The organism is Ruegeria sp. HKCCA0370 (assembly GCF_013033705.1).
GTDB lineage: Bacteria > Pseudomonadota > Alphaproteobacteria > Rhodobacterales > Rhodobacteraceae > Ruegeria.
This window is the reverse complement of sequence record NZ_WQEP01000012.1, coordinates 43,779-64,204: the sequence shown is the minus strand read 5'-3', so window position 1 is coordinate 64,204 and position 20,426 is coordinate 43,779. Positions and strand designations below refer to the sequence as shown.

General features: G+C 56.5%; 16 protein-coding genes. 7 read left to right on the top strand and 9 right to left on the bottom strand.

Translation table 11 applies throughout. The features are described from left to right. The first annotated feature begins 187 nt into the window (after window positions 1–187). The 3 genes from GOW31_RS19555 (at window position 188) to GOW31_RS19545 (ending at window position 3,431) form a co-directional block, all read left to right on the top strand. The gene (locus GOW31_RS19555; RefSeq protein WP_171120452.1) at window positions 188–514 is read left to right on the top strand and encodes a hypothetical protein; all 327 of its coding nucleotides are present in this window, start codon (window positions 188–190) and stop codon (window positions 512–514) included. A gap of 246 nt (window positions 515–760) precedes the next feature. Next, window positions 761–2,380 carry a glycosyltransferase family 39 protein gene (locus tag GOW31_RS19550; protein ID WP_171172412.1) on the top strand — a complete coding sequence of 540 codons (1,620 nt, stop codon included), beginning with the start codon at window positions 761–763 and terminating at the stop codon, window positions 2,378–2,380. A gap of 52 nt (window positions 2,381–2,432) precedes the next feature. Beyond that, window positions 2,433–3,431, top strand: a complete 999-nt coding sequence (locus GOW31_RS19545) for a glycosyltransferase family 2 protein (protein WP_171120446.1) — start codon at window positions 2,433–2,435, stop codon at window positions 3,429–3,431. 10 nt (window positions 3,432–3,441) lie between these two features. On the opposite strand, the gene GOW31_RS19540 is transcribed toward GOW31_RS19545, so the two are convergent. From GOW31_RS19540 to GOW31_RS19500, 9 genes are all read right to left on the bottom strand, one after another. Further along, entirely contained in the window at window positions 3,442–4,905 is a 1,464-nt protein-coding gene (locus GOW31_RS19540) for a glycosyltransferase family 39 protein (protein ID WP_171120444.1), read from the bottom strand. A gap of 214 nt (window positions 4,906–5,119) precedes the next feature. Then, window positions 5,120–6,307, bottom strand: a complete 1,188-nt coding sequence (locus GOW31_RS19535; protein WP_171172410.1) for a glycosyltransferase family 4 protein — start codon at window positions 6,305–6,307, stop codon at window positions 5,120–5,122. 70 nt (window positions 6,308–6,377) lie between these two features. Beyond that, the gene (locus GOW31_RS19530) at window positions 6,378–6,569 is read right to left on the bottom strand and encodes a hypothetical protein (RefSeq protein ID WP_171172408.1); all 192 of its coding nucleotides are present in this window, start codon (window positions 6,567–6,569) and stop codon (window positions 6,378–6,380) included. Window positions 6,570–6,659: 90 nt separating this feature from the next. Further along, entirely contained in the window at window positions 6,660–7,823 is a 1,164-nt protein-coding gene (locus GOW31_RS19525) for an FkbM family methyltransferase (RefSeq protein ID WP_171120437.1), read from the bottom strand. A 184-nt stretch (window positions 7,824–8,007) separates the two neighbouring features. Continuing rightward, on the bottom strand, window positions 8,008–8,901 hold the full coding sequence (locus GOW31_RS19520) for an NAD-dependent epimerase/dehydratase family protein (RefSeq protein ID WP_171120436.1): 894 nt from the start codon (window positions 8,899–8,901) through the stop codon (window positions 8,008–8,010). Then, on the bottom strand, window positions 8,901–9,938 hold the full coding sequence (gene gmd, locus GOW31_RS19515) for a GDP-mannose 4,6-dehydratase (protein ID WP_367397138.1): 1,038 nt from the start codon (window positions 9,936–9,938) through the stop codon (window positions 8,901–8,903). Before gmd ends, GOW31_RS19520 begins: the two co-directional genes overlap by 1 nt. A 257-nt stretch (window positions 9,939–10,195) precedes the next feature. Beyond that, window positions 10,196–11,737, bottom strand: a complete 1,542-nt coding sequence (locus GOW31_RS19510) for a glycosyltransferase (protein ID WP_171172406.1) — start codon at window positions 11,735–11,737, stop codon at window positions 10,196–10,198. Between the two features lie 116 nt (window positions 11,738–11,853). After that, on the bottom strand, window positions 11,854–13,137 hold the full coding sequence (locus tag GOW31_RS19505) for a glycosyltransferase family 1 protein (protein ID WP_171172404.1): 1,284 nt from the start codon (window positions 13,135–13,137) through the stop codon (window positions 11,854–11,856). 52 nt (window positions 13,138–13,189) lie between these two features. Next, window positions 13,190–14,608, bottom strand: coding sequence for a mannose-1-phosphate guanylyltransferase/mannose-6-phosphate isomerase (locus GOW31_RS19500; protein WP_371807921.1), 1,419 nt, complete (start codon window positions 14,606–14,608; stop codon window positions 13,190–13,192). A gap of 299 nt (window positions 14,609–14,907) precedes the next feature. Here GOW31_RS19500 and GOW31_RS19495 point away from each other — a divergent pair, with 299 nt between their 5' ends. From GOW31_RS19495 to GOW31_RS19480, 4 genes are all read left to right on the top strand, one after another. Continuing rightward, window positions 14,908–16,698 (top strand): radical SAM protein, encoded by a 1,791-nt coding sequence (locus GOW31_RS19495; RefSeq protein ID WP_171120430.1) that lies wholly within the window; start codon window positions 14,908–14,910, stop codon window positions 16,696–16,698. A 296-nt stretch (window positions 16,699–16,994) separates the two neighbouring features. Then, window positions 16,995–17,705 carry a methyltransferase domain-containing protein gene (locus GOW31_RS19490; RefSeq protein WP_171120427.1) on the top strand — a complete coding sequence of 237 codons (711 nt, stop codon included), beginning with the start codon at window positions 16,995–16,997 and terminating at the stop codon, window positions 17,703–17,705. A 193-nt stretch (window positions 17,706–17,898) separates the two neighbouring features. After that, the gene (locus tag GOW31_RS19485; protein WP_171172402.1) at window positions 17,899–19,392 is read left to right on the top strand and encodes a hypothetical protein; all 1,494 of its coding nucleotides are present in this window, start codon (window positions 17,899–17,901) and stop codon (window positions 19,390–19,392) included. Next, window positions 19,389–20,414, top strand: coding sequence for a glycosyltransferase (locus GOW31_RS19480; RefSeq protein ID WP_171172400.1), 1,026 nt, complete (start codon window positions 19,389–19,391; stop codon window positions 20,412–20,414). Before GOW31_RS19485 ends, GOW31_RS19480 begins: the two co-directional genes overlap by 4 nt. Window positions 20,415–20,426 lie beyond the last annotated feature (12 nt).

Here is a 20,426-nt window from a genome sequence, read left to right as displayed (position 1 = left end):
ATTTCACGCCGGAAACTTTCGTCCCGGTATCTTCAAGAACATGTATGATCTGGACTGGTAAGCTGACGGCGGGCTGTATGAAGGTCCCAAAGCCTGTGACGCCTTCCCGGCCGCAAATTCCGTCTATCTGTATCATGGTGCCGCCTATATCTGCCTGTCACAAAGCCCCGGCTTTTCCGGCAACTTCATGTGCGCTGACAGCGACAAGCCCGAAATCGGTCGTGTCTGTGTCACGCCCACAGCAGTTCTGCGGTTCTCGGAAATCTGCGTGCGCCCTATTCGCGGGGACCGAATTGACGTGATACATGTCGCGATGCCAACCGTCCGCAGCGCATTTCACGACGTCGAGAGCCGCGGCTACACTATACATGGCGGGTGTTTCTATACCGCAGGCTGGAACGGTGAAGTGCCGGACGTGACCGACGTGTCGATGGTCGGCGGGGATGGTGCCGTCATCTGGTCCGAAAAGCTGACGCTCAGCGCGGTACGATATCCATTCGATAGCGCAGAATAAGGCGTGCCCGAGCCAGGCCACGCAACGCGCCAGAGTGACTTGAGCCACATCCTGTAGTATCATTCCCGGATTATCGGTCCGAGTAGATGTGTTTCAGAGTGGCTGTTTTTTGCAATGATATCATCAGATGAGAAAAGCGTTTTTCTAATCGGGCGTGAATACCGCACATATGCTGTCCTGTGTGTCCTGTGTGTTGCTCTTATATGTGTTGTCCTGCTGCGGCTCTGGGGGATTGAGCAACGCAGCATGTCCCATCCGGAAATCTATATCCCCGGTATCGAGCTGGTTCCGGGTATTTCCGAGCCACCGCCCCGCCATGATCTTGCCGGAACGATCTGGTGGCATTTCCATGACGAACCGCATCCCATGGGGTGGTATGTCAGCATGCTGGGCTGGACAAAGCTGTTCGGAACGTCACATCTGTCACTGCGGTTTCCGGGCGTCCTGTTTGCCATGGGATCGGTGCCGCTGATTTTTCTGATTGCGCGCAGCATATTCGGATCGTCCATCGGCTGCCTGGCCGCATTGCTGTTGTCGCTTCACGGCTTCCACATCTTCTGGAGCCAAATGGCACGTATGTATGTCGCCGGTGCCTTCCTCTCCCTGCTGGCGACTTGGCTTTTGCTCTGCCTGGTGAGAACACCCAGACCACGGCCCTGGCTTGAGCTTGCTTATGTCGCGTCAGTTGTGGCCGGAGTGCTGACAGTCGAGTTTTTCTGGCCCCTGATCATGATCCACCTGTTGTGGACTGCATTGGTTCTGCCCCGGTCCGAGTTGGTACCGACCCGCTTTTCACACAGGATCGGCCTGTGGCAGGGTGCCCGGTTGTTTCAGATACAATCCCTTGCCTTCATCCTTGCCGCCCCTGCGCTGCTGCATGCCGTCTATCGCGCGCGCAAAGGCGCAACGTTTGATCCATACCCGGGTTTTCTGGTCGAGTACTTCTCTTTCGGATTTCTGTTTGCCAAAGACGCATTCTCCATTCCACAGCTACAGATCAATGTGATCTGGAGCTGGTTACTTCTGGCCTTTGCCCTGCTGTTGCTGACAGCCAGCCTGAAAGCCCCCAAGCGCGAGGCACCGATTTTCGCCACGACCCCTCGGGTTCCCGTCTGGATTCCGGGCCTGCTGGCTGTTTGCTCAGCCAGCTTCATATTCTGGCTCGCCTCAATCGCACACCGTCGGAACGAAGCCCTGATGGCAATGACCATCTTGCCGTTTTTGGCATTGCTCATCCCTGCCTTGGGCGCGGTCTGGGGCAGGTTTGTCCCCCGCCTTCCATCGCGCACCCTGCATCACCCTCAGGAACGGGCACTGCTTTTGTGGCTGCTGGCGGTTGCCGCACCGTTGATCCTATTTGCAGCGTCCCATGTGGTATCCGTCCTTGCCTCGCGGGCTTTTCTGGTTTTTGTGCCTTACCTGCTGATCCTCTGCGCAGCAGGGGCAGTCTGGCTGTTTCAGAACATTCGCTTCAGGCTGGCAACGACAAGCCTGTGCCTGCTCGTCTTTGCTGCCAGCGTACCCTACGCCACCCGAAAGCCCGGCGCGCCCAACGATTATCAAGGCATTGCGCAAGCCGTGCTATCTGAAATGCAGCCCAGCGATCTTGTTTTTCTGAGGAACCGGGATTGGGTCGATACACCGCTGTTCTATTACATCAATGATGCGAATTTCGTCGTCTCCGAATACGATATCTCTTTGCGCACCAACCCCACATCCCGCGTCTGGCTGATCACGTGGCCCCACGAAGGAGAGCTTGTCATCACCGATGCACGGCGTGAGGCGTTGAGTGACTATGAAAAGACACAGAAATTCGAAAAACTACGCGCGCAGGCAGAACTTTTTGAGCCTAAGGTAAAACCATGATCACCTGTGCTCAAACGAACGAAAAAAGGCCTGCGTCATGGTGACGTTAAACATGAGTACCCCCACATTTCTATCTCGGGGGACAGCCCCGGACCAAAACGTCCCGACACTCAGCATCATTGTGCCTATGTTCAATGAGGAAGAAGTTCTGCCGGTTCTGTTCGAACGTTTGGGGCAATTCCTCGATCAGCTTGGGGAAAGCCACGAGATCATCTGCGTCAACGACGGCAGCACAGACGCGACCGCCAGGATTCTGGCTGCGGCGCATGAGCGCGATGATCGTATCAAGGTGCTGAACTTTTCACGTAATTTCGGCAAGGAAATCGCATTGACGGCGGGGCTGGATGCAGCTGCGGGTGAAGCCGTTGTTCCGATAGACGCGGATTTGCAGGATCCGCCCGAACTGATCGAGACATTTCTGGAAAAATGGCGCGAAGGGTTCGATGTCGTCTATGCCGTCCGGCGCCACCGCGACAGCGACACCGCGATGAAACGCTGGACAGCGCGGAAGTTCTATCAGGTCATCAACCGGCTTTCGGGGGTACCGATACCCGCCAATACCGGCGATTTCCGCCTTATGGACCGGCGCGTGGTTCAGGCTGTAGGGCAGCTGCGCGAGCACAACCGCTTTATGAAGGGCCTTTTTGCCTGGGTCGGGTTTCGGCACACCGAGGTGGCGTATGACCGCCCCGAGCGTGCGGCGGGGCAGACCAAATTCAACTACTGGCGCCTTTGGAACTTTGCGCTGGACGGTATTACCGGGTTCAGCACCGTGCCTCTCAGGATTGCGGGCTATGTCGGCATGCTGACTGCGTTGGCCGCGATCATCTATGGTGTTTTCCTGATCTCACGCACCCTTGTCTACGGGGTGGATGTACCCGGCTATGCCTCATTGATGGTTGCAGTGCTGTTGATCGGTGGCCTGCAACTTGTCGTGCTGGGCGTCATCGGGGAATATCTGGGGCGGCTTTATGCAGAGGCTCAGAAACGCCCGCTTTACATTGTCGAAAGCAGCCTGGGGTTTGAGCCCCTGGACGGTCATTCATCCTGACCCCTCGGCCTCATCTGCGCCGGTAGACAAGAACCTGCCCGTCCCCCAGTGTCCCGGCAAACGCATGCACGCGTTCCAGCCGCCCTTCCGCATCACGTTGCAGATCAGGAATGGCACGGAACATCCGGTCTGGGAACAGAACAACCAGCGTCACAGGGCCAGGTTGGGCCATGGCCTCGGAATAGTCCTGCGCATCCCCGATGGTTCCCCAGTCGGCATCGAAGTGGTCTTCGAAAAGGGGGCCGCCCGGGTTGATCGCATATACCCGTTCTGACGGGCTGCGGGTTTCTTCCACAAGCGCAAAAGCCCCCGCCAGATCCTGTTTCGGAGCAGAATAGTTCCGCTGCACCAAGAACACGGACACCACGATCATCGCCAGAACGCCCAACGCAAAGAGCGGCGATCCAAACCGGGGCTGTTGAGCCCACCGTGCCACCGCATCAGCACCGTATCGACACCCCACAACGGCCAGAATAATGATCAGCCCGATATCGACGAAAAAGAACCTCGGCCAGATCCGCATCTCAAGCGACAGCAGAAGCAGCAGCGTCACGGCGATATGCATGGCGATGGACGGGAAAAACAACGGCTGCGCCGCATGCGCCCCCACGGCACCGAAGACGATGACGGCCAGCCCACCGATCGCGATGAACAACATCAGCGGGCCGGTATCCCCAACCGCGGTCCGCAAACCTTCGACAATTGTCCAGAGCGGGTTCTGGTATTCCTGCATGGGGTCCACGGCGGATGTCGCCGAAACCTCGCTCACCGTGCCCGCTATGCTTGGCAAGATCGGCAGATACGCGAACAGGACCAGAACCAGCGCAACCGCAACACCCACCAGCGGATGCAGCACCCATTCGCGGGTCAAAGTGCCCCGGCCGAACCCGGTCACAAGGGAAAGCAGCCAGATGAGACCCAGTGCAACAAAGAAAAATGCACCGGTCAGATGGGTGAAAACAGCGGCCGCGGCGGTAAAGCCGAATGCAACCCAGGTGCCGGTCGCTGGCTGGCGCATCCCCCGCAGAAAGAAAATGAAGCCAAGCGTGCTCCAGAATGCAAGCTCGGTATATCCGCGCGCGTTCTGAGAGAACCAGACCTGATGATAGGACAGGGCCACCAGCAAGGCAGAAACATGCGCAATCGTGCTGTCTGCAACCTCTTTTGCCAGCCACCAGATTACCCCGACTAGACCGACGCCAAACAGGACGGCCGGAAACCGGTATGCCCAGGCCTGATCTCCGAAGATCTGGGAAACCAGCTTTGCCTTCATGCTGAAAAAGTAATGATGGTTCATCGAATATTCGCGCATCATCTCATTCCACGGAAGGCTGACATGCGTATCGACGGTCCGGATTTCGTCATACCACAGGGGCGCGTTCAGCCCGGCGCTTCTGAGGACTGCGGCAAGAAGAAGAATGAACAGGAGTATTGCCAGATCGTTGCGGTCAAGCGCGGGGGAAGGCTGTTTCATGGGCTTCTCCAGTCCACTCGGTTCAGGTCAGGCACCCGGCAAAATCGTCGGCCTGGACACGGCGCATGCAGGTGCCGGTCCTTCTTTCGCATCCCACCGTATCCGGGGCGCATACTGACACAAGGCTCGGATGCAGGCGGTTTCACCTCAAAGCAGCCCAAATACTCGATAATATACAAAACATCCCCTTATTGTTTCCACTTCCTGCGCTCTGTCAGGCCACCCCATCCAGCATCTGCCGATAAATCTGTTCGATCCGTTCATGCACATGGGTTGGGTCGAAACGGTCCTCACGTGCCAATGCGCGGGCGTTGGCCCCCAAGGTTTTACGCAGCCCCTCGTCCCCTGCCAGTTCCAGAACGGCAGCGGTCAGCCCTTCGACATCACCGACAGGGCAAAGCCGCCCAACCCGGTCCGACACAAGCTCACTCACACCGCCGCAATCTGTCGCTATCACGGGCAAACCGGCGTGAAAGGCCTCGACGATTGAAATCGGCAGAGCCTCCCACCGGGACGTGAGCAGCATGAAATCCGCGGCGGCCATATGCAGGGGGACGGTATCGATCGGCCCCAGAACCCGGATGTTGTCACGCACCCCGGCCGAAGCAATCCAGTCCGAAAGCACGTCCGCCAAAGGACCGTGACCAGCCAATGCGATCACGATATCGCGCCGGACCTTCACCAGCCGGGCCAAAACATCGATCATCACGTCGATACCTTTTTGCGGATCCAACCGGGCCGGGCTGAATATCAGCACACCTTCCTGGTCGCGCAAAAGCTTCTGTCTCAGCGCCAGAACGGCGGCGGGGTCCTGATCTGGCGGTGCCGGCACACCAAGCCCAAGCTGGGCTGTGCGCGCCCGGGGCAGGCCACGAGCAATCAATGCATCAAGGGTTTTACGGCTGGGACAAGCGGTGACATGGGCAGAGAACTGAGCGCTGCGCGTCACCCCACCATATCGTTCGGGCGTCGAGCCGTGAAAGGTAAAGAGACGGCGTGCCGGCTGACCGGCAAGCGCCAACCGGGCCACAAGCGCAGGGGCAGTTTCGTGAGAGTGAACAAGGTCGAAACGACCGCGGGCGGCGATCTTTCGCAGTTTTTGCGCGCAGCCCATGGCGGTTCCGAGCCGCCTCATCATACTGAGACCTTCATCTTCCGACACATGTTTCAGGTTCAACGCATGAAACCCGATATCGCGCCCTTCCTGGCCCCATGGACCAGGCGATCCCCCCAACTCGACATGATGTCCCCGATCCCGCAGGTAACTCGTCAGGTCGAGAATATGGCGCTGAATTCCACCTCGTTCGAATGCTGGCCCCAATTGCAGAACGCGTAGCGGCCGGGTGGAACGTCCGGTTGCAATATCCAGATCCTGCTCTGGTTGCCCTGAAACATAGGCCATGGACGAAACCCCTTACCCCCTTGTCCGGGGCACATGCGGACGTCATACAAACCCGCCACCCGGAAAGGTTTTACCAAATCGATTGCAGGTTCAGCACCGTTGATCTGATATGGTACGAGGCCGAGCAATGTTGAAACACAGCCATCATATGGCAGGTGCGCAATACGTCAAAGGTATCGTCGGCATTGGGGACGTCGATAAAGGGGAATGAATGCAGCAGCGCCCGGATTTCCCGCCTTTCAGGGGGTTTAGGTGCCGTCATATAAGCCAGACCACTTCAAGTGCCCTGCCCTGCGAGACGAGCCACTCAATGAACTCGTATTCGCTGGGCTGAAAACAGCAGCAAGATCAATCAGGAGCTTGAGTGGATTGGCATGAGCAGAAGGTCAGTATGTGGAGATCCGGATTTGGATTCACTTTGCCGCAAATCGTCATACATCTGATCAAGCGCTTCAAGAGAACGATGAGCCAAGCGTCCCGGGCCGGAGGCACCAAGGTCGATGATCTGCACGTCGTCGCGTAACGCGAGCGCGTCCCGCAGCATTTTGTAGCCACCTGAACGCTCAAGACCATAGGGCCAAAACTCCAGCACAACCGGACAACGCATTCTGGTCAGGCTCTGTGCACAGCTCAGCACGTGACCTTCATGCCCCTGCGTGTCGACCCAGATCAGGTCTGGCCCGTTTTCGGGCAGCAGGCCGTCTTGTACCAGGCTGTCAAAGGTACGAACCGGCACATCCTGAAGGTTCCAGTCACCTTCGTCATGCAGGTTTGCGGCTGTGTCGTCGGAAACACGCAGACGGTGATCTCCGAAATTGGACGGAGAAAGTTCCATCTGCATCGTTCCGTTCCGGTTCGACACAGCCATCTGATGGCAGGTTACTTTATGCTCTACGTCATGCAGCAGCGCGTTCGCGCGCAAAAGGCGAAAATTTTGCGGATCAGGTTCGAAGGCAATAACCCGGTCAAAGCCGCGTCGCGCCGCATGCATCGAATGGGATCCGATATTCGCGCCGATATCCACGAAACATGATGTTGCAACATCATGTCCGTTTTCCCTGAGCATTTGAATCACATCGTCGATGGCCTGTTCCTGGAAACGGCCTTCCTGACGCATAGACCAGCCAATTACGGCATCACTGCGGTGCGTGATCCAATACCCTCCCGCCGCGCCACGGGATATGACAAGATCCGAGCTCTGCACGAAGGGCTCGAATGGTGCAGAGATGTCTGTGCCTTCCGAAAGAGAGGATGTCTCGTTGCTGGCCACTGTTGCCGGTTCAGGCGACGCGCCGGGATGTTGGCTCGCAGGCCAGGGCAACATCAGATAATCCGGGCTGTTCATCCACTGCCGGAACGGGTGCTTCGGGGATCCGTCGCTCTCAAGAATCCAGTTTCGAAACACCCCACGCGGTTTCCCATTGGTGTGAAACAGTACCCTCCGCAAAGCACGTATTGGACGTCCGTTTGAGGGTCGGAACAGCAGGCGTTCCAGAATGTTGCGCTCAGATTGCATTCACAGTGCCTTCAGTTCTTTTTTGCAGTTCATCGGTTTTGCCGCGCACCGCTGATACTTTCGCACTCAGCGGCACATCTTCATCCAGTCCTTTTGCCCACTGCAACGACAGCCTTGTCTTGGATGGCCAACGCCCGGTGAATATCCGCGCCCGGCCTCATTTGACTCAGGGTGGTATCACGGATCACGTATTCAGCATCCATTGCAGCGTCTCTTCCAGCTTGTGGCGAACGCCCACCGGGATCAGACTTTCCAGATGTGTTGGATCGCCCATCAGAATTTTTATTTCCTGAGCACGCGCAAAAGCAGGGTTGGACACCACTTCGATCTCATGGCCGGTGATGGTCCGGCACATATCCAAGATCTCTCCCAGCGCCGTTGCCTTGCCCGAGCAGACATTCACGGTTTCACCCCGAGGCGCGGTTTCAAGCAGCAACCTGTATATCCGCGCCACGTCGCGCACATCCGAAAAATCCCGCGCGACGTCCAGATTACCCAGCTCCAGCTGCGGCTTCTTTTGACGAAAATGTGAAACGATCTTCGGTACGAGGAATTTGGGGTCCTGCCCGTTGCCCGTATAATTGAATGGCCGCGCGATCACGATAGGAAGGCGGTCGTCAAACAGCCGGGCCATGTGCTCCATGGCAAGTTTTGAAACCGCGTAATCATTAACCGGCGCCGGACGAGTGATTTCCCGGATGGACGCCTCTGTGGCGTTGCCATAGATATTTGCGCTGCTGGCCAGAACAACGGCCTTGCTTCCGTGCCCGGTGTTGGCCAGCGTTTCAAGCAAGCACCGCGTCCCCATCAGGTTGACCTGATAGAAGCTCTCTGCTGTCCCATGCGCCACAAAAGCGACCCCCGCCAAATGCAGCACTGCGTCCGGCGCAACATTGGTGATAACCCGCTCAAGGCTGCGAGCATCGGTTAAATCCGCTTCCAGGTAATTGGGATCGGGTTCAGGGGCCGGATGAGCCCCAGTCCCCCAAACATCCCATCCCGCCCTTGCAAGCTCTTTCGCGGCGTAGCGTCCGGTAAACCCGTGGCGTCCGGTAATCAAAACTCGGAGCGCAGACATCAGAAGGACACGCCCTTCTCGTTACGCGCCAAATCTGCCTCAACCATCATCTGGCAAAGGTCCTCCAGGGACGTCGAGGCTTCCCAGCCAAGCTCTTGTTTTGCCTTGCTTGCGTCACCAATCAACAAATCCACTTCGGCAGGCCGGTAGAATTTGGGGCTGATCTGCACGAGAACACGGTTGCTTTCGGCGTCGACGGCCACTTCCTTCTCGCCCTCGCCTTCGAAACGCAGCTCGATTCCCGCACTCTTGAATGCCATGGAGACAAAATCCCGTACGGTCTCGGTACGACCGGTTGCCAGCACAAACGTGTCGGGTTCATCGGCTTGCAGCATACGCCACATGCCGTCCACGTAATCCCGGGCAAAACCCCAGTCGCGTTTCGCGTCGAGATTGCCCAGCTCAAGGCAGTCAAGCTGGCCCAATTTGATTTTGGCGACTGCGTCGGTGATCTTGCGGGTCACAAATTCCAACCCCCGCAGAGGGCTCTCGTGGTTGAAGAGAATGCCCGAGCTGCCAAAGATACCATAGCTTTCGCGGTAGTTTATCGTCATCCAGTGCGCATAAAGCTTGGCAACACCATACGGGCTGCGCGGCCAGAACGGGGTCGTCTCGCGCTGTGGCACTTCCTGAACCTTGCCGAACATTTCGGAAGTGGACGCCTGATAGAACCGGATCTTGGGGTTCACAATCCTGATGGCTTCGAGCAGATGCAGGGCACCGATGCCGGTAATCTGCGCCGTCGTGTGCGGTTGTTCGAACGAAACGCCCACAAAACTTTGAGCGGCCAAGTTATAGATTTCGTCCGGCTCTACCTGCTGAATAAGCCGGATCATCGTCCCCATGTCCGTCAGATCAAGCTCGGACAGAACCAAATTGGGGTGATTGCGAATTCCCAGATCTTCAATGCGCCAAAAATTCGTGGAAACAACCCGGCGAAAGGTGCCAACGACCTTGTATCCTTTGTCCAGCAACAGCTGTGCGAGATAAGCACCATCCTGCCCGGTGATACCTGTAACGATCGCAGTTTTTGTCACTCCTAATCCCTTTCTGTTTTGTCGATTGCCCATCGGATGAGACACCTCGACATGAGCAATACTCTTTTTTGTCAACTTCGCCATGTCTACATGGCCGCTGCGGTGTGATTTCGCTTAACTCCCGTTGCGGAACAAGCGACCTTCAAAATTTTGCATCGGAGGGGAACCGTTCTGAGCCGGACTTTGAACCGGGGGGCGAACTTTTCGATCAAGGGCTGACCGGCTCAAACGCCTGAAACTCTCCAATATGCGTTGAATTATCTGGGTGCGTACATAGCCTGCCCCATATCCTGAGCCACATCAGACCAGCTGCGCAGATCCGCGACTTTGATTTTGTCTTCCAGGGTTGCCCGGTGAGAGGGATCATTGAGCCTCAGGACAGCTTCGGCAATGCTTTTGACACTCATTGCATCACAATATTCAACCAGATCCATTCCAACTTCGACAAGCGAGCTGTTCTCGGCGACAACTGCGGACTTTCCGTAAGCCAACGCCTCGCCCACAGGCAGGCCCCAACCTTCGTAGACACTGGGCATCAATACAAACTGGCAATTCTTGTAGAGAACGTGAAGCTCTTCGTCCGTTGGGCCCTTAACTTCGCTGACATAACCGTACACATCGCCCGTCCCCTTCATCAGAAGATCAAACTCTGTCGTCACCCAGCCCCTGCGACCGGCAAATATCAGCTTTGGCAGGTCCGTATGACCCTGATCAACCAGATATTTCCATGCCATCGCCGTGCGCCAGATATTCTTGCGCAGTTCCACCGTGCCAACACAAAGGGCGTAGGGTTCACCAACAATTTTCCGCAAATGGGCATTGAGGTGGCGAGCATCTTCAAGCTGAGGGTATGCGTCAAACGAAATCCGGGAAGACACGGGGCCTTGCTGATGCACCTCGTTCTCTGCGGGTTCGGTTTTGGACAGTCCCGCCTGCGCCAAAGGAACAGTCGTTGCGGTGTGCTGAATGTCATGCGCCTGAAAAAAGCGTAAAAGATCGCGCCGGGTGGCTTCGGAAATCGTCATGTAGCGGCTCGTATATTCCCGAGAGGTCAAAAGCCAGTCATAGAATATGTAAGGCATGCTTCCAGCTGTAAGCTGTGGCGCTTCGATTGGGATCAGATCGTAGACAAGCGTGTGTACTTCCATCCCATGCTCTTTGGCCATTTTGAACCCCTGGCTCTGATGCGCCTGCCAGCTGCTGTCCAGAAGCACAAGATGATCACCCTTTGCTGCCACTTCGAATAGAGCCTGCTCTGTTCGGCGAGATCCCGACGTGCTTTTGGGGGCTTTCCCCCATCGGACTGCACGCCACATTTTCGATGTCATGTCCTTTTTGCGAAACGGCGCCTCGCTCCGCAGCAAGCTCATCACATCTAACCTGGTGCGGTGATAATAATACTTCACAGGGCTGCGCCGGTATCTGTCCAGAACCGGAAGATTGGACCGCGCCGCTTTCCTAGGATGGAAGAGTTGCCGCAATTTCGCCGGTGAAGCGAGTGTATCGCGCCCTATTTCTTCGAGAAGCACACAGCGCTGTGTCCCGGAACGCGGCTCGCACCAACTCAGGTAGATAAGTTTCGGGTCGCTGAGTTTGGTGAATTCCGTGATCAATTCCACCATGACACGTTGAATGCCAGAGTAGCGGTCAACTTTTTTGATGTAATTGATCAAGCCGGAAATATCGAAAAAAACCTTGTTGCCATCTGTGTTAAACGTAGGGGTATTCATTTTTACTCTCCATGCATTCACGCAGATGAATTGGTTTCTTCTTTTCGGATAGTTTTGCAGCTTTTCCAAGGTGTGCCGGGTGCAATAAACTAACGCGATCTTGTCCTGAGCTTCGGAATTCATATTGCCGAGGTGGTGGTTCGGGTCGCCGCATATGGGGGCCAGAGCATCCGCCCCGGGCGGTTTCAGTAACCCAGTTTTTGCAACACCCCGCGCAAGTCCACGGCAACGTCCGTCCAGGTGCGAAGCTGCGGTTTATGTGCGGTAATGCGCGTGCGCAGTTGTTCGGTGAAATCCGGGTCCGTCAGCAACCTTGTGATGTGATCTGCAAGCTGATCGGCCCGATCCGGGTCGAAATAAACGCCAAGGTCTCCGCACACTTCTTTCAGAGCGGCCGCGGTAGAGCAGAGCGCTGGCGTGCCGAACCACAACGCTTCGCCTGCGGGCAAACCCCAACCTTCCATTCGGCTGGGCATGATAAGCGCCAGTGCATTTTGATATAGATTTACCAAATCCGTCTGGTTGGGGTTTTCGCGAAAAACCACATGATCGCGGATTGTGCTGCATTCATCCGATTGCAGATAGGCCGTGGTCTTGTGGCGCAACGCCCCGGCCAGAACCAGCGTGGGAACGTCTTTTCCATCCCGTTTCAGAATGCGCATCGCCTCGAAGACCACATCCAGGTTCTTACGGCCCAGCATTGATCCAACGGTCAGAATATAGGGCTGCTCAGGGGCGTCCTGCTCAGCCTGTTCGGTTCCTTCCGGACATTCATGCACAAGAGGCACAGCAAAGGTTTCTGGCGCTTCAGGCAGGATATCTTTTTGGGAAAAATCCAGAATCTCCTGCCGCGTGAACTCGGAATTGGCCAACAAGGCTTTGGACCGCGAAACCAGCAGTTGGTTGTCCCCGATGAAGTTGCGCGGAAAGCTTGCCAGCCGGTGTTCAAAATCGTGCAAGGGGATCATGTCATGCAGCATGGGAATGATGTCGCAAGACACGCCCTTGCGATCCAGTGCGCACAGAATCTCGACGATCAGCTTGGGTCGCCCGCAGCTCACTAGGGTTTTGCCGGACATGTCTATGGGCGTCATGCCCGGTGCGATCGCTTCCCAGGCCTTGCGGTTTCTGCGCATGACCAGCGGCCGGACAGCTGCAAGCGCCAGATCCCGCAACACGGATTTGGTATAGTGGTGACTGCGCACACGCACTTGCCGGATTCCGCTGGGAACGTTCAGGTCCACCCCGCCATCTGCCCGCAGACTTGGGAAGATTTCAAACAGCTCATCATGACCTTGTGAGAAAACGGCGAACCTGACGGCGGTGCCCTGTTTTTTCAGTTCTGCGCCAATCTCGGCAACGACCCTGGCAATCCCGTAGTAGCGCAGCTTACCGGTTGAGGCCAAAAGAACCTCAGTCAGGTCATAGACAACCTGCTGCTTTTCGGCTGCATTAAGCTCTTTCACCATTCCCGTTTCCGTTCGATCATCCGTTCAGTTGAGGCTGTCTTCCCGGAGCGTTCTAGACCCGGGAATAAACGTCCTCATAGCGGATGATGTCATCTTCGCCCAGATAGCTTCCGGTTTGCACCTCGATCAGAACCATTGGCACTTTGCCGGGGTTTTCCATGCGGTGCACAGCGCCAAGCGGGATGTATACAGACTGATTTTCGGTGACCAGTTTGACGTCGCCGTCGACCGTGACCTTCGCAGTGCCCTCGACCACGATCCAGTGTTCGGAACGGTGGTGATGGCTTTGCAGGGACAGGGCCGCGCCGGGGTGGACATGGATGCGTTTGACCTGGAAGCGTCCACCAATAACCAGACTTTCATACCAGCCCCACGGACGGAAATCCTTGGGAAATATAGTGGCCTGGTTTGCGCCCTTGGCCTTAAGCGCTTCGACGGCTTTCTTCACGTCCTGCGCGCGGGATTTATCCGCCACCAGAACCGCGTCAGGCATTGCCACGGTGATGACGTCCTTCAGGCCGATACCCACCACTTCCAGATTGCCCGCCTCTGAACGCAAAAGCGTGTCGCTGCAGTCAATAGCCGTAACGCTGCCCGCCGCCACAACCCCGTTTTCATCGGGGCCCGCTTCACGCCAGACCGAGTCCCAATCACCCAAATCAGACCAGCCAGCGGAAAACGGCACGACGCTCAGGTTGTCGGCTTTCTCCATCACGGCATAGTCGATCGAGATATCTTCGACCTGCCCCCAGGCCTCAGGGTCCAGCCGCAGGAAACCAAGATCCGTCGTGGCTGCCTCGCAAGCTGCCTTGACCGGGGCCATCAGCGCCGGCGCGTGGGTTTCAAAGGCGGCGATGACATCATTGGCCCGGAACAGAAAGATACCGCCATTCCACAGATGTTTGCCATCGGCCAACATCGCCGTTGCCGTATCCACATCCGGTTTCTCGACAAAACTGTCGAGCTTGACGGGCGCGGTGCCGTCAGGCGCCCCCGCCAGCTTGAGATACCCATATCCGGTCTCAGGGCGGTCCGGCATGATTCCAAAGGTCACCAATTGCCCGGCCTGGGCCGCGGGCACGCCTGCGGCCACAGCGGCGCGGAACGCATCTGCATCAGGCACGACATGATCGGATGGTGCGACCAGCAACAGGGCCTCGGGGTCGGATGCCGCCACATGCAGGGCCGCAGCCAGAACCGCAGGCGCGGTATTGCGCCCTTCCGGTTCGATCAGAATCGCACCTGGATCAATACCCGCTGCCAGCAACTGTTCAGTCACGATGAACCGGAAATCAGACGCGGTCACCACCAAGGGCACGCCATACCCCTCTCCGGACAGGCGCCGGGCCGAGGCCTGAAACAGGGTCTCTTCCCCGGTAATGGCGGCGAACTGTTTTGGATAGGATTTCCGGGACAGCGGCCAAAGGCGGGTGCCGGAACCGCCGCAGAGAAGAACAGGAGTGATGGACACGATCAAACAACCTTTGCCAGTAAATTGAGGTTTCTACTCTCAACTTAACACCGGTTTTTCAAGACGCTTCTTTTGTTACGGGGCCGGTTTTCGGCAAAAAAATGATCACCGCGGGTTCCAAAGGTGCGGTCGCCACAAGCCGACCACCCCGGGAAGGCCTGATCAAATCGATTACAGACTCAGCACCGTTGATCTGATACTGTGCGAAGCTGAGCCATTTTGAAACATGGCCACCATATGGCAGGTGCGCAGTACGTCAAAGGCATCCCCGACAATAGATACGTCGAAAGGGTGAGTGAATGTACGAAGCGATTGGCCAGTCTGCTGGCGAAGATATTATTGAAAGAAATGCAACAGCCGTAACCGACAAGGTTCTTCTCGTCACAGGTGGGGCGACGGTTGGCGGCAGCATGGTGGATAGCAATAGCACCATCGTCGATGCGCTTGGCCGGCAATTGGGCATCATGCGCACATCATCGGCCATCTGGCAGGATGTGGCGCTGAAGGCGGTCAGCGCCGAAATGCTGCTGGCCCGTGCCCTGTTCAGACGGAAATCTAAATTCAAGAAGGCGCCTTACCGCGCCGCAGTCGAGCGGTATTTTTCATCTCAATCCTATGTCAGCGCGCCTGAACTGACCGAAGTCGTGCTTGCAGGCGATCTGCGCAAGGAAGGGATTGCTTTTGAAGCGACCACTTTTGCCGGGCTTGCTGATGCCGAAACACGCAACCGACTTCTGGGTGAATGCAAATGCGTCTTTGTTTCAAGCACATTGATGCGAGATATGAGCGAGCTCATACCGCTGGTTAAGATGCTGAAACAACCGCATAACAAGGTTGTTGTCGGGGGTGCCCTGGTTTCACTTTTGCATGATGACTGGACACATGTTCCGGGTGCCGATCTTGTCGCCATCGGCTATGGGGAAATGCTTGTTCCCGTATTGGCACGCTGGATCAAAAGCGGCTATCGCGACATTGAACCCCCTGAAAACGGTCGCGTTGTGGAACGTCTGGGCAATACGCTGGTCTACAGCGGCAGCCCATCCGGAAAAAGCCTCGACTGGCTGCCCACTCCGGACTGGAAACTGGCCGAGGCATATCACGGCCGCAGTTTCGAGATGATCAATTATGAATCCGTCCGCGGCTGCCCCTATCGGTGTTCTTTCTGCAATTTCCCCTTCCTGTTCGAAGACACCATGTTCCGGGTCAAATCCGCCCGCAAGATTTTCGACGACTGGATGATCTACGCCAAGGGAGGAGCAAAGATCATCAATTGCATGGACAGCCTGTTCACCATCCCGCCCAAGCGCCTCAAGGAACTGTGCGAGCTGTTGATCGAAGCAGGCAGCCCGGTCGGCTGGACCTGCTATGCGCGCGCGGGTGATCTTGCCAAACCGGGCACCGCAGCGCTGATGAAAGCGGCAGGCTGCCAGCTGGTGCATATCGGATACGAGACCGGCGATCAGGGCGTTTTGGACAACATGAACAAGAAATCCGATGTCGGGCACAATGTTCAGGCGCTGATCAATTGCCGCGAAGCGGGGCTGACAACGGCCATTACATTGATTGTCGGTTTCCCGGGCGAGACAAAAGCCAGCCTGCGCGAAACACTGAAACGTTTGAAAGAAGCGCCGCCGGACCTGTTCTTTGGCGGAGGCTTCAACACCCGCATGGTGTCCATGCCCGTACTGCAACCCGATCAACGGCGACGTTTCGGGCTTGTCACACAGCTCGATCATCTGTCCTCTGCGCCTTACTGGAAGCATGACACCATGTCCTGCCGAGACGTGCCCAGCGGGTTGCGCTGGCTCAACCGCAGCTTGATAGAAGAGAAAGTCGCGCTGGAAGGCAGCCTCTTTTATGAGGGGCTTTTGGGATATGATGCTTCTGACCGCGACGACCTGCTTGATTTTCAGGCCGATCTTGTGGCGACGCTGGGACCGTTGAAATACGGGTTCGATCTGGCCCAACAGGTTCTTCGCGGAATTCTGCATTTCGATGTCTGGCGCAAGCTCCGGCACATAACCCCGGAAACCGAGATGCGAACCCCTCAGATAGATCGTACTCCCGAGCAAATTGAGCAAGCTGGCTGAGTGGGCCAAACCACTTCGACGGTGTTGTCACATTAACTGGATGTGAAAGATAAGAAACAGTCCCCCTCATTCCCGCGCACTGTCTATTCGCAGTATTTCTCAGGGGACCTGCAAACCGCGCCAGAAAGGAAAAAGATCAGAAACCCAGACTCTTCCATATTTCTCCTTCGACGACCGAGGAGTTTCGTGTAGCCTTGGTGTGTTATTGTATCAAGTTCAGGCACATATTCTCAATCGGAAGTTGCTGTTTCGCCGTTTGTTCATAGTGCCTGCCTATTAGCGAGGAGACGTTGCGCATGGGTGTTGGCCAGAACATAGCCGCAGAGAATGCGAACTGGACCTTTGGGGGCAATGTTCCCGATACTTTTGTAGATCACATCAAATTATCCGTACCTCTTTACGAAATGGGTCATGGCCTGATCTGTCAGGTTTCGGATTTTTTCGTCCGCAATGACAGCCTGTGCTATGAAATCGGCACATCGACCGGGGAATTGATCCGCAAGCTTGCCGAACATAATGTCGGCAAGCCGGATGCGCGCTGGATCGGCATCGATGTCGAACCCGAAATGGTGAAGGTTGCCGAAGCGCATTGTGCGGATGTCCCGAACATTTCCATTCTGCATGACGACGCCCGTCATATGGAGATGGAAAAGGCGGACATGATCGTCAGTTATTATACAATGCAGTTCGTCCCACCGCGGTACCGGCAGGAACTGTTCACCAAGATCTACAACACCCTGAACTGGGGCGGTGCGTTTGTCATGTTCGAAAAAGTCCGGGGGCCGGATGCGCGGTTCCAGGATCTTGTGACTCAGCTCTACAACGAATTCAAAATTAGTAACGGATTCTCAAGCGAGGAAATCGTCGAAAAGGCGCGCAGCCTGAAAAGCGTGCTGGAGCCGTTTTCCACCCAGGGCAATCTGGATCTGCTGGGCCGGGCCGGTTTCAAGGATGTGATGAGTATTCAGAAGTATATTTGTTTTGAAGGTTTTCTTGCTATCAAATGATTGCTTAACGCCATGCCGGCAGAGACCGGAGTGGGGCGCCACTTTTTATGGCCGATTGACGGAGGCTGCTGGGAACGCTGATGAACGCGTCTGATTTTGATCTCAGTGAAATGGCGTTGGAGGACGGGCTGAAGGCGATAATTGCTTATTTTCAGCACACCGTACTTATGGCGAAACAGGCTGCAGAACGGATATGACTGTGTCGGTTCCTTCAGATAAACCATCTTGGAGGGTCAGGGCATTCCTCCTGCTGATTGCGGCGCTGCTGGTCTGTCTGTCCGTATTTCTGATCAATGGCGGGCCGCTTTATTACTTCGACACCGGCAGTTATATCCGGCAGGGAAATGTGGCCCTGAGCAGCTTCCTGCCACCGGCAGCTGAAAGTGCTGCAGTAGGTATAACCCACTCTGCCGATGACGATAATACCGCAACCGGATCGCGGTCGCTGATCTATGGCCTCATCATGGCCGCGTTTGTTCGGGTCGATGCCCTGTCCACCCTTCCGGTATTGCATCTGGCTGCTACGCTGCTGGCTGTCTGGATGCTGGCGCGAACGGCTGGCCGGTCTCTGGGCGGTATGCAGAACACAATCACGATGACTGCGGTGCCTTTGTTGTTGGCGGCCAGTACCTCTTTGCCGTTTTATATTGCCTACATGATGCCGGATATTTTTGCCCCGGTGTTGCTGATCGTGATTGCCTTGCTGACGGCTTTTGGGCGGATAATGCAGACCTGGGAACTTTTGTTGATATCCGCTCTGGCCCTGTTCAGCGCCCTTCTGCACCCGTCTCATCTGGCGGTTGCGGCGTTAATGATACCCTTTGTCGCTTTGGCCGCGCTCTGGGGGAAAAGACCACGGCGCTGGCGCGCGACAATCTTGATGATGATGGTTCTGGCGCTGGCACTGGCCGAGCGCAAGGCCTTTCAGGTCACCGTGGAAATCGCCACCAACAAAGAGGTCGTCTATACGCCGCATATCACTGCGCGGCTCATCGTTGACGGGCCGGGCATGGATTATCTGGACGAGGTCTGTCCGAATGCCGAAGTGCCCACCTGCGCACTACACGAAGCGCTGTCGTGGTCAGATGATCCCTACAGGCTGACACCCTCCCATATCATTTTCGAACGCTCCCCCAACCTGGGTTCATTCCGGCTCATGTCACCCGAAGATCAGAAACGGGTTGCCCTGTCCCAACGGGAATTCGCCAAGGCGGTTTTCCTGTCCCGGCCTCTTTCCACCTCGTTGGCACTGGCCCGGAACGGCTATCAGCAGGTATTGCGCTATAGCATTGCCATGACGATCCCAACGGATGTGGAGCTGGAAAACGCCCGCTGGTTGGCCAGAATGGAAGATATCCGGCCCGATATGTTCCAAGGCGGTTCATTGTCTCAGGACAGGGACTGGATAGAAACGGCCGATATCGTGCACGGCGTGATCTATGCCGTCTCTTTTGCCTTTATCGTTTTCATTCTGCTGCGGCCGGGTAGTGTGTCGCGTGACATGAAGCTGTTTGCGCTGTTCATCCTGATCGGAATAGCGGTCAACGCTCTGGTCTGCGGAGGAGTATCACAACCCGCGGATCGTTACGGCGCGCGCGTGATGTGGTTGTTGCCCTTTACAGCCGCCTTTCTTTTCCTTGTTCAGCGCTCAGGCGCTTCGCGTATCATTGCCGGAGATCCTTCGTGAGTTCAGATCACCCCCTTTCCATCAGCGTGGTCATGCCGGCCTACAATGCCGAACATCTGCTGCCGCGCGTTTTGCCGCCATTGATTGAAATGCTGAATACCGGTCAGGTGCAGCAGGTTCTGGTGGTGGATGACCAATCCCCCGACGGCACCGCGGCGCTGGCACGGGAAATGGGCGCAACCGTGTTGACCACGCCCGTCAATGGCGGCCCCGGAGCGGCCCGCAACCTGGCCGCCCAGCAGGCCACGGGCGATATCCTGTGGTTCGTGGATTCCGATGTCATCGCCTGGCCGGACGGCCCGGATCACATTCGCCGGGCGATGTCCGAAGACAATGTGGGCGCCGTGTTCGGATCCTATGATGACGCCCCGGACGGGCAGGCCTGGTTTTCACGCTACAAGAACCTTCTGCACCGCTATCACCATCAACGCGCCCGCCGCGAGGCGCGCACCTTCTGGGCCGGGTGTGGCGCCATCCGGCGCGACGTGTTTCTTGAAGTTGGTGGCTTTGATGTCAAAACCTATGAGGTGCCTTCGATCGAGGATATCGAACTGGGTTACCGGATCGCGGCCACCGGCAGACGTATCCTGGTCGAGCCGCTTTTGCAGGGCAAACATCTGAAGGTCTGGACCATCCGCAACAGCCTGAGCACGGATATCTTCTGCCGCGCCTTGCCCTGGGCCCGGCTGATGATCTCGCGCGAGGGGTTGACCGATGACTTGAACACCTCGATGGCCGAGCGGGCACGGGCCGCAATCGCCGGGCTGTTGCTGCTGTCGCTTCTGGCCCTGCCGTTCTGGCCGGGAAGCTGGCCTTTGCCTTTTGTGTTACTGGCCGCGGCCTTTGTCGCCAATCTGGATCTGGTGCGCGCCATGTCCGGGCATGGCGGGCCGTGGTTTGCGTTCAAATGTCTGCTCTACCACCAGGTCTATTACGTCTATTCGGCCACCATCTATGTCTGGTGCCTGTTCGAATATCACATGCTGGGGCAAAAGCAGAAACTGCGCGTCACGCGAAACTGACAGATCGCGTGA

What these genes read in the sequence shown, in the direction of transcription:
- GOW31_RS19555 (WP_171120452.1), top strand. Translation starts at nt 188, where the DNA reads ATGTGCGCTGACAGCGACAAGCCCGAAATCGGTCGTGTCTGTGTCACG.
- GOW31_RS19550 (WP_171172412.1), top strand. Translation starts at nt 761, where the DNA reads ATGTCCCATCCGGAAATCTATATCCCCGGTATCGAGCTGGTTCCGGGT.
- GOW31_RS19545 (WP_171120446.1), top strand. Translation starts at nt 2,433, where the DNA reads ATGAGTACCCCCACATTTCTATCTCGGGGGACAGCCCCGGACCAAAAC.
- GOW31_RS19540 (WP_171120444.1), bottom strand. Translation starts at nt 4,905, where the DNA reads ATGAAACAGCCTTCCCCCGCGCTTGACCGCAACGATCTGGCAATACTC.
- GOW31_RS19535 (WP_171172410.1), bottom strand. Translation starts at nt 6,307, where the DNA reads ATGGCCTATGTTTCAGGGCAACCAGAGCAGGATCTGGATATTGCAACC.
- GOW31_RS19530 (WP_171172408.1), bottom strand. Translation starts at nt 6,569, where the DNA reads ATGACGGCACCTAAACCCCCTGAAAGGCGGGAAATCCGGGCGCTGCTG.
- GOW31_RS19525 (WP_171120437.1), bottom strand. Translation starts at nt 7,823, where the DNA reads ATGCAATCTGAGCGCAACATTCTGGAACGCCTGCTGTTCCGACCCTCA.
- GOW31_RS19520 (WP_171120436.1), bottom strand. Translation starts at nt 8,901, where the DNA reads ATGTCTGCGCTCCGAGTTTTGATTACCGGACGCCACGGGTTTACCGGA.
- GOW31_RS19505 (WP_171172404.1), bottom strand. Translation starts at nt 13,137, where the DNA reads ATGGTGAAAGAGCTTAATGCAGCCGAAAAGCAGCAGGTTGTCTATGAC.
- GOW31_RS19495 (WP_171120430.1), top strand. Translation starts at nt 14,908, where the DNA reads ATGTACGAAGCGATTGGCCAGTCTGCTGGCGAAGATATTATTGAAAGA.
- GOW31_RS19490 (WP_171120427.1), top strand. Translation starts at nt 16,995, where the DNA reads ATGGGTGTTGGCCAGAACATAGCCGCAGAGAATGCGAACTGGACCTTT.
- GOW31_RS19485 (WP_171172402.1), top strand. Translation starts at nt 17,899, where the DNA reads ATGACTGTGTCGGTTCCTTCAGATAAACCATCTTGGAGGGTCAGGGCA.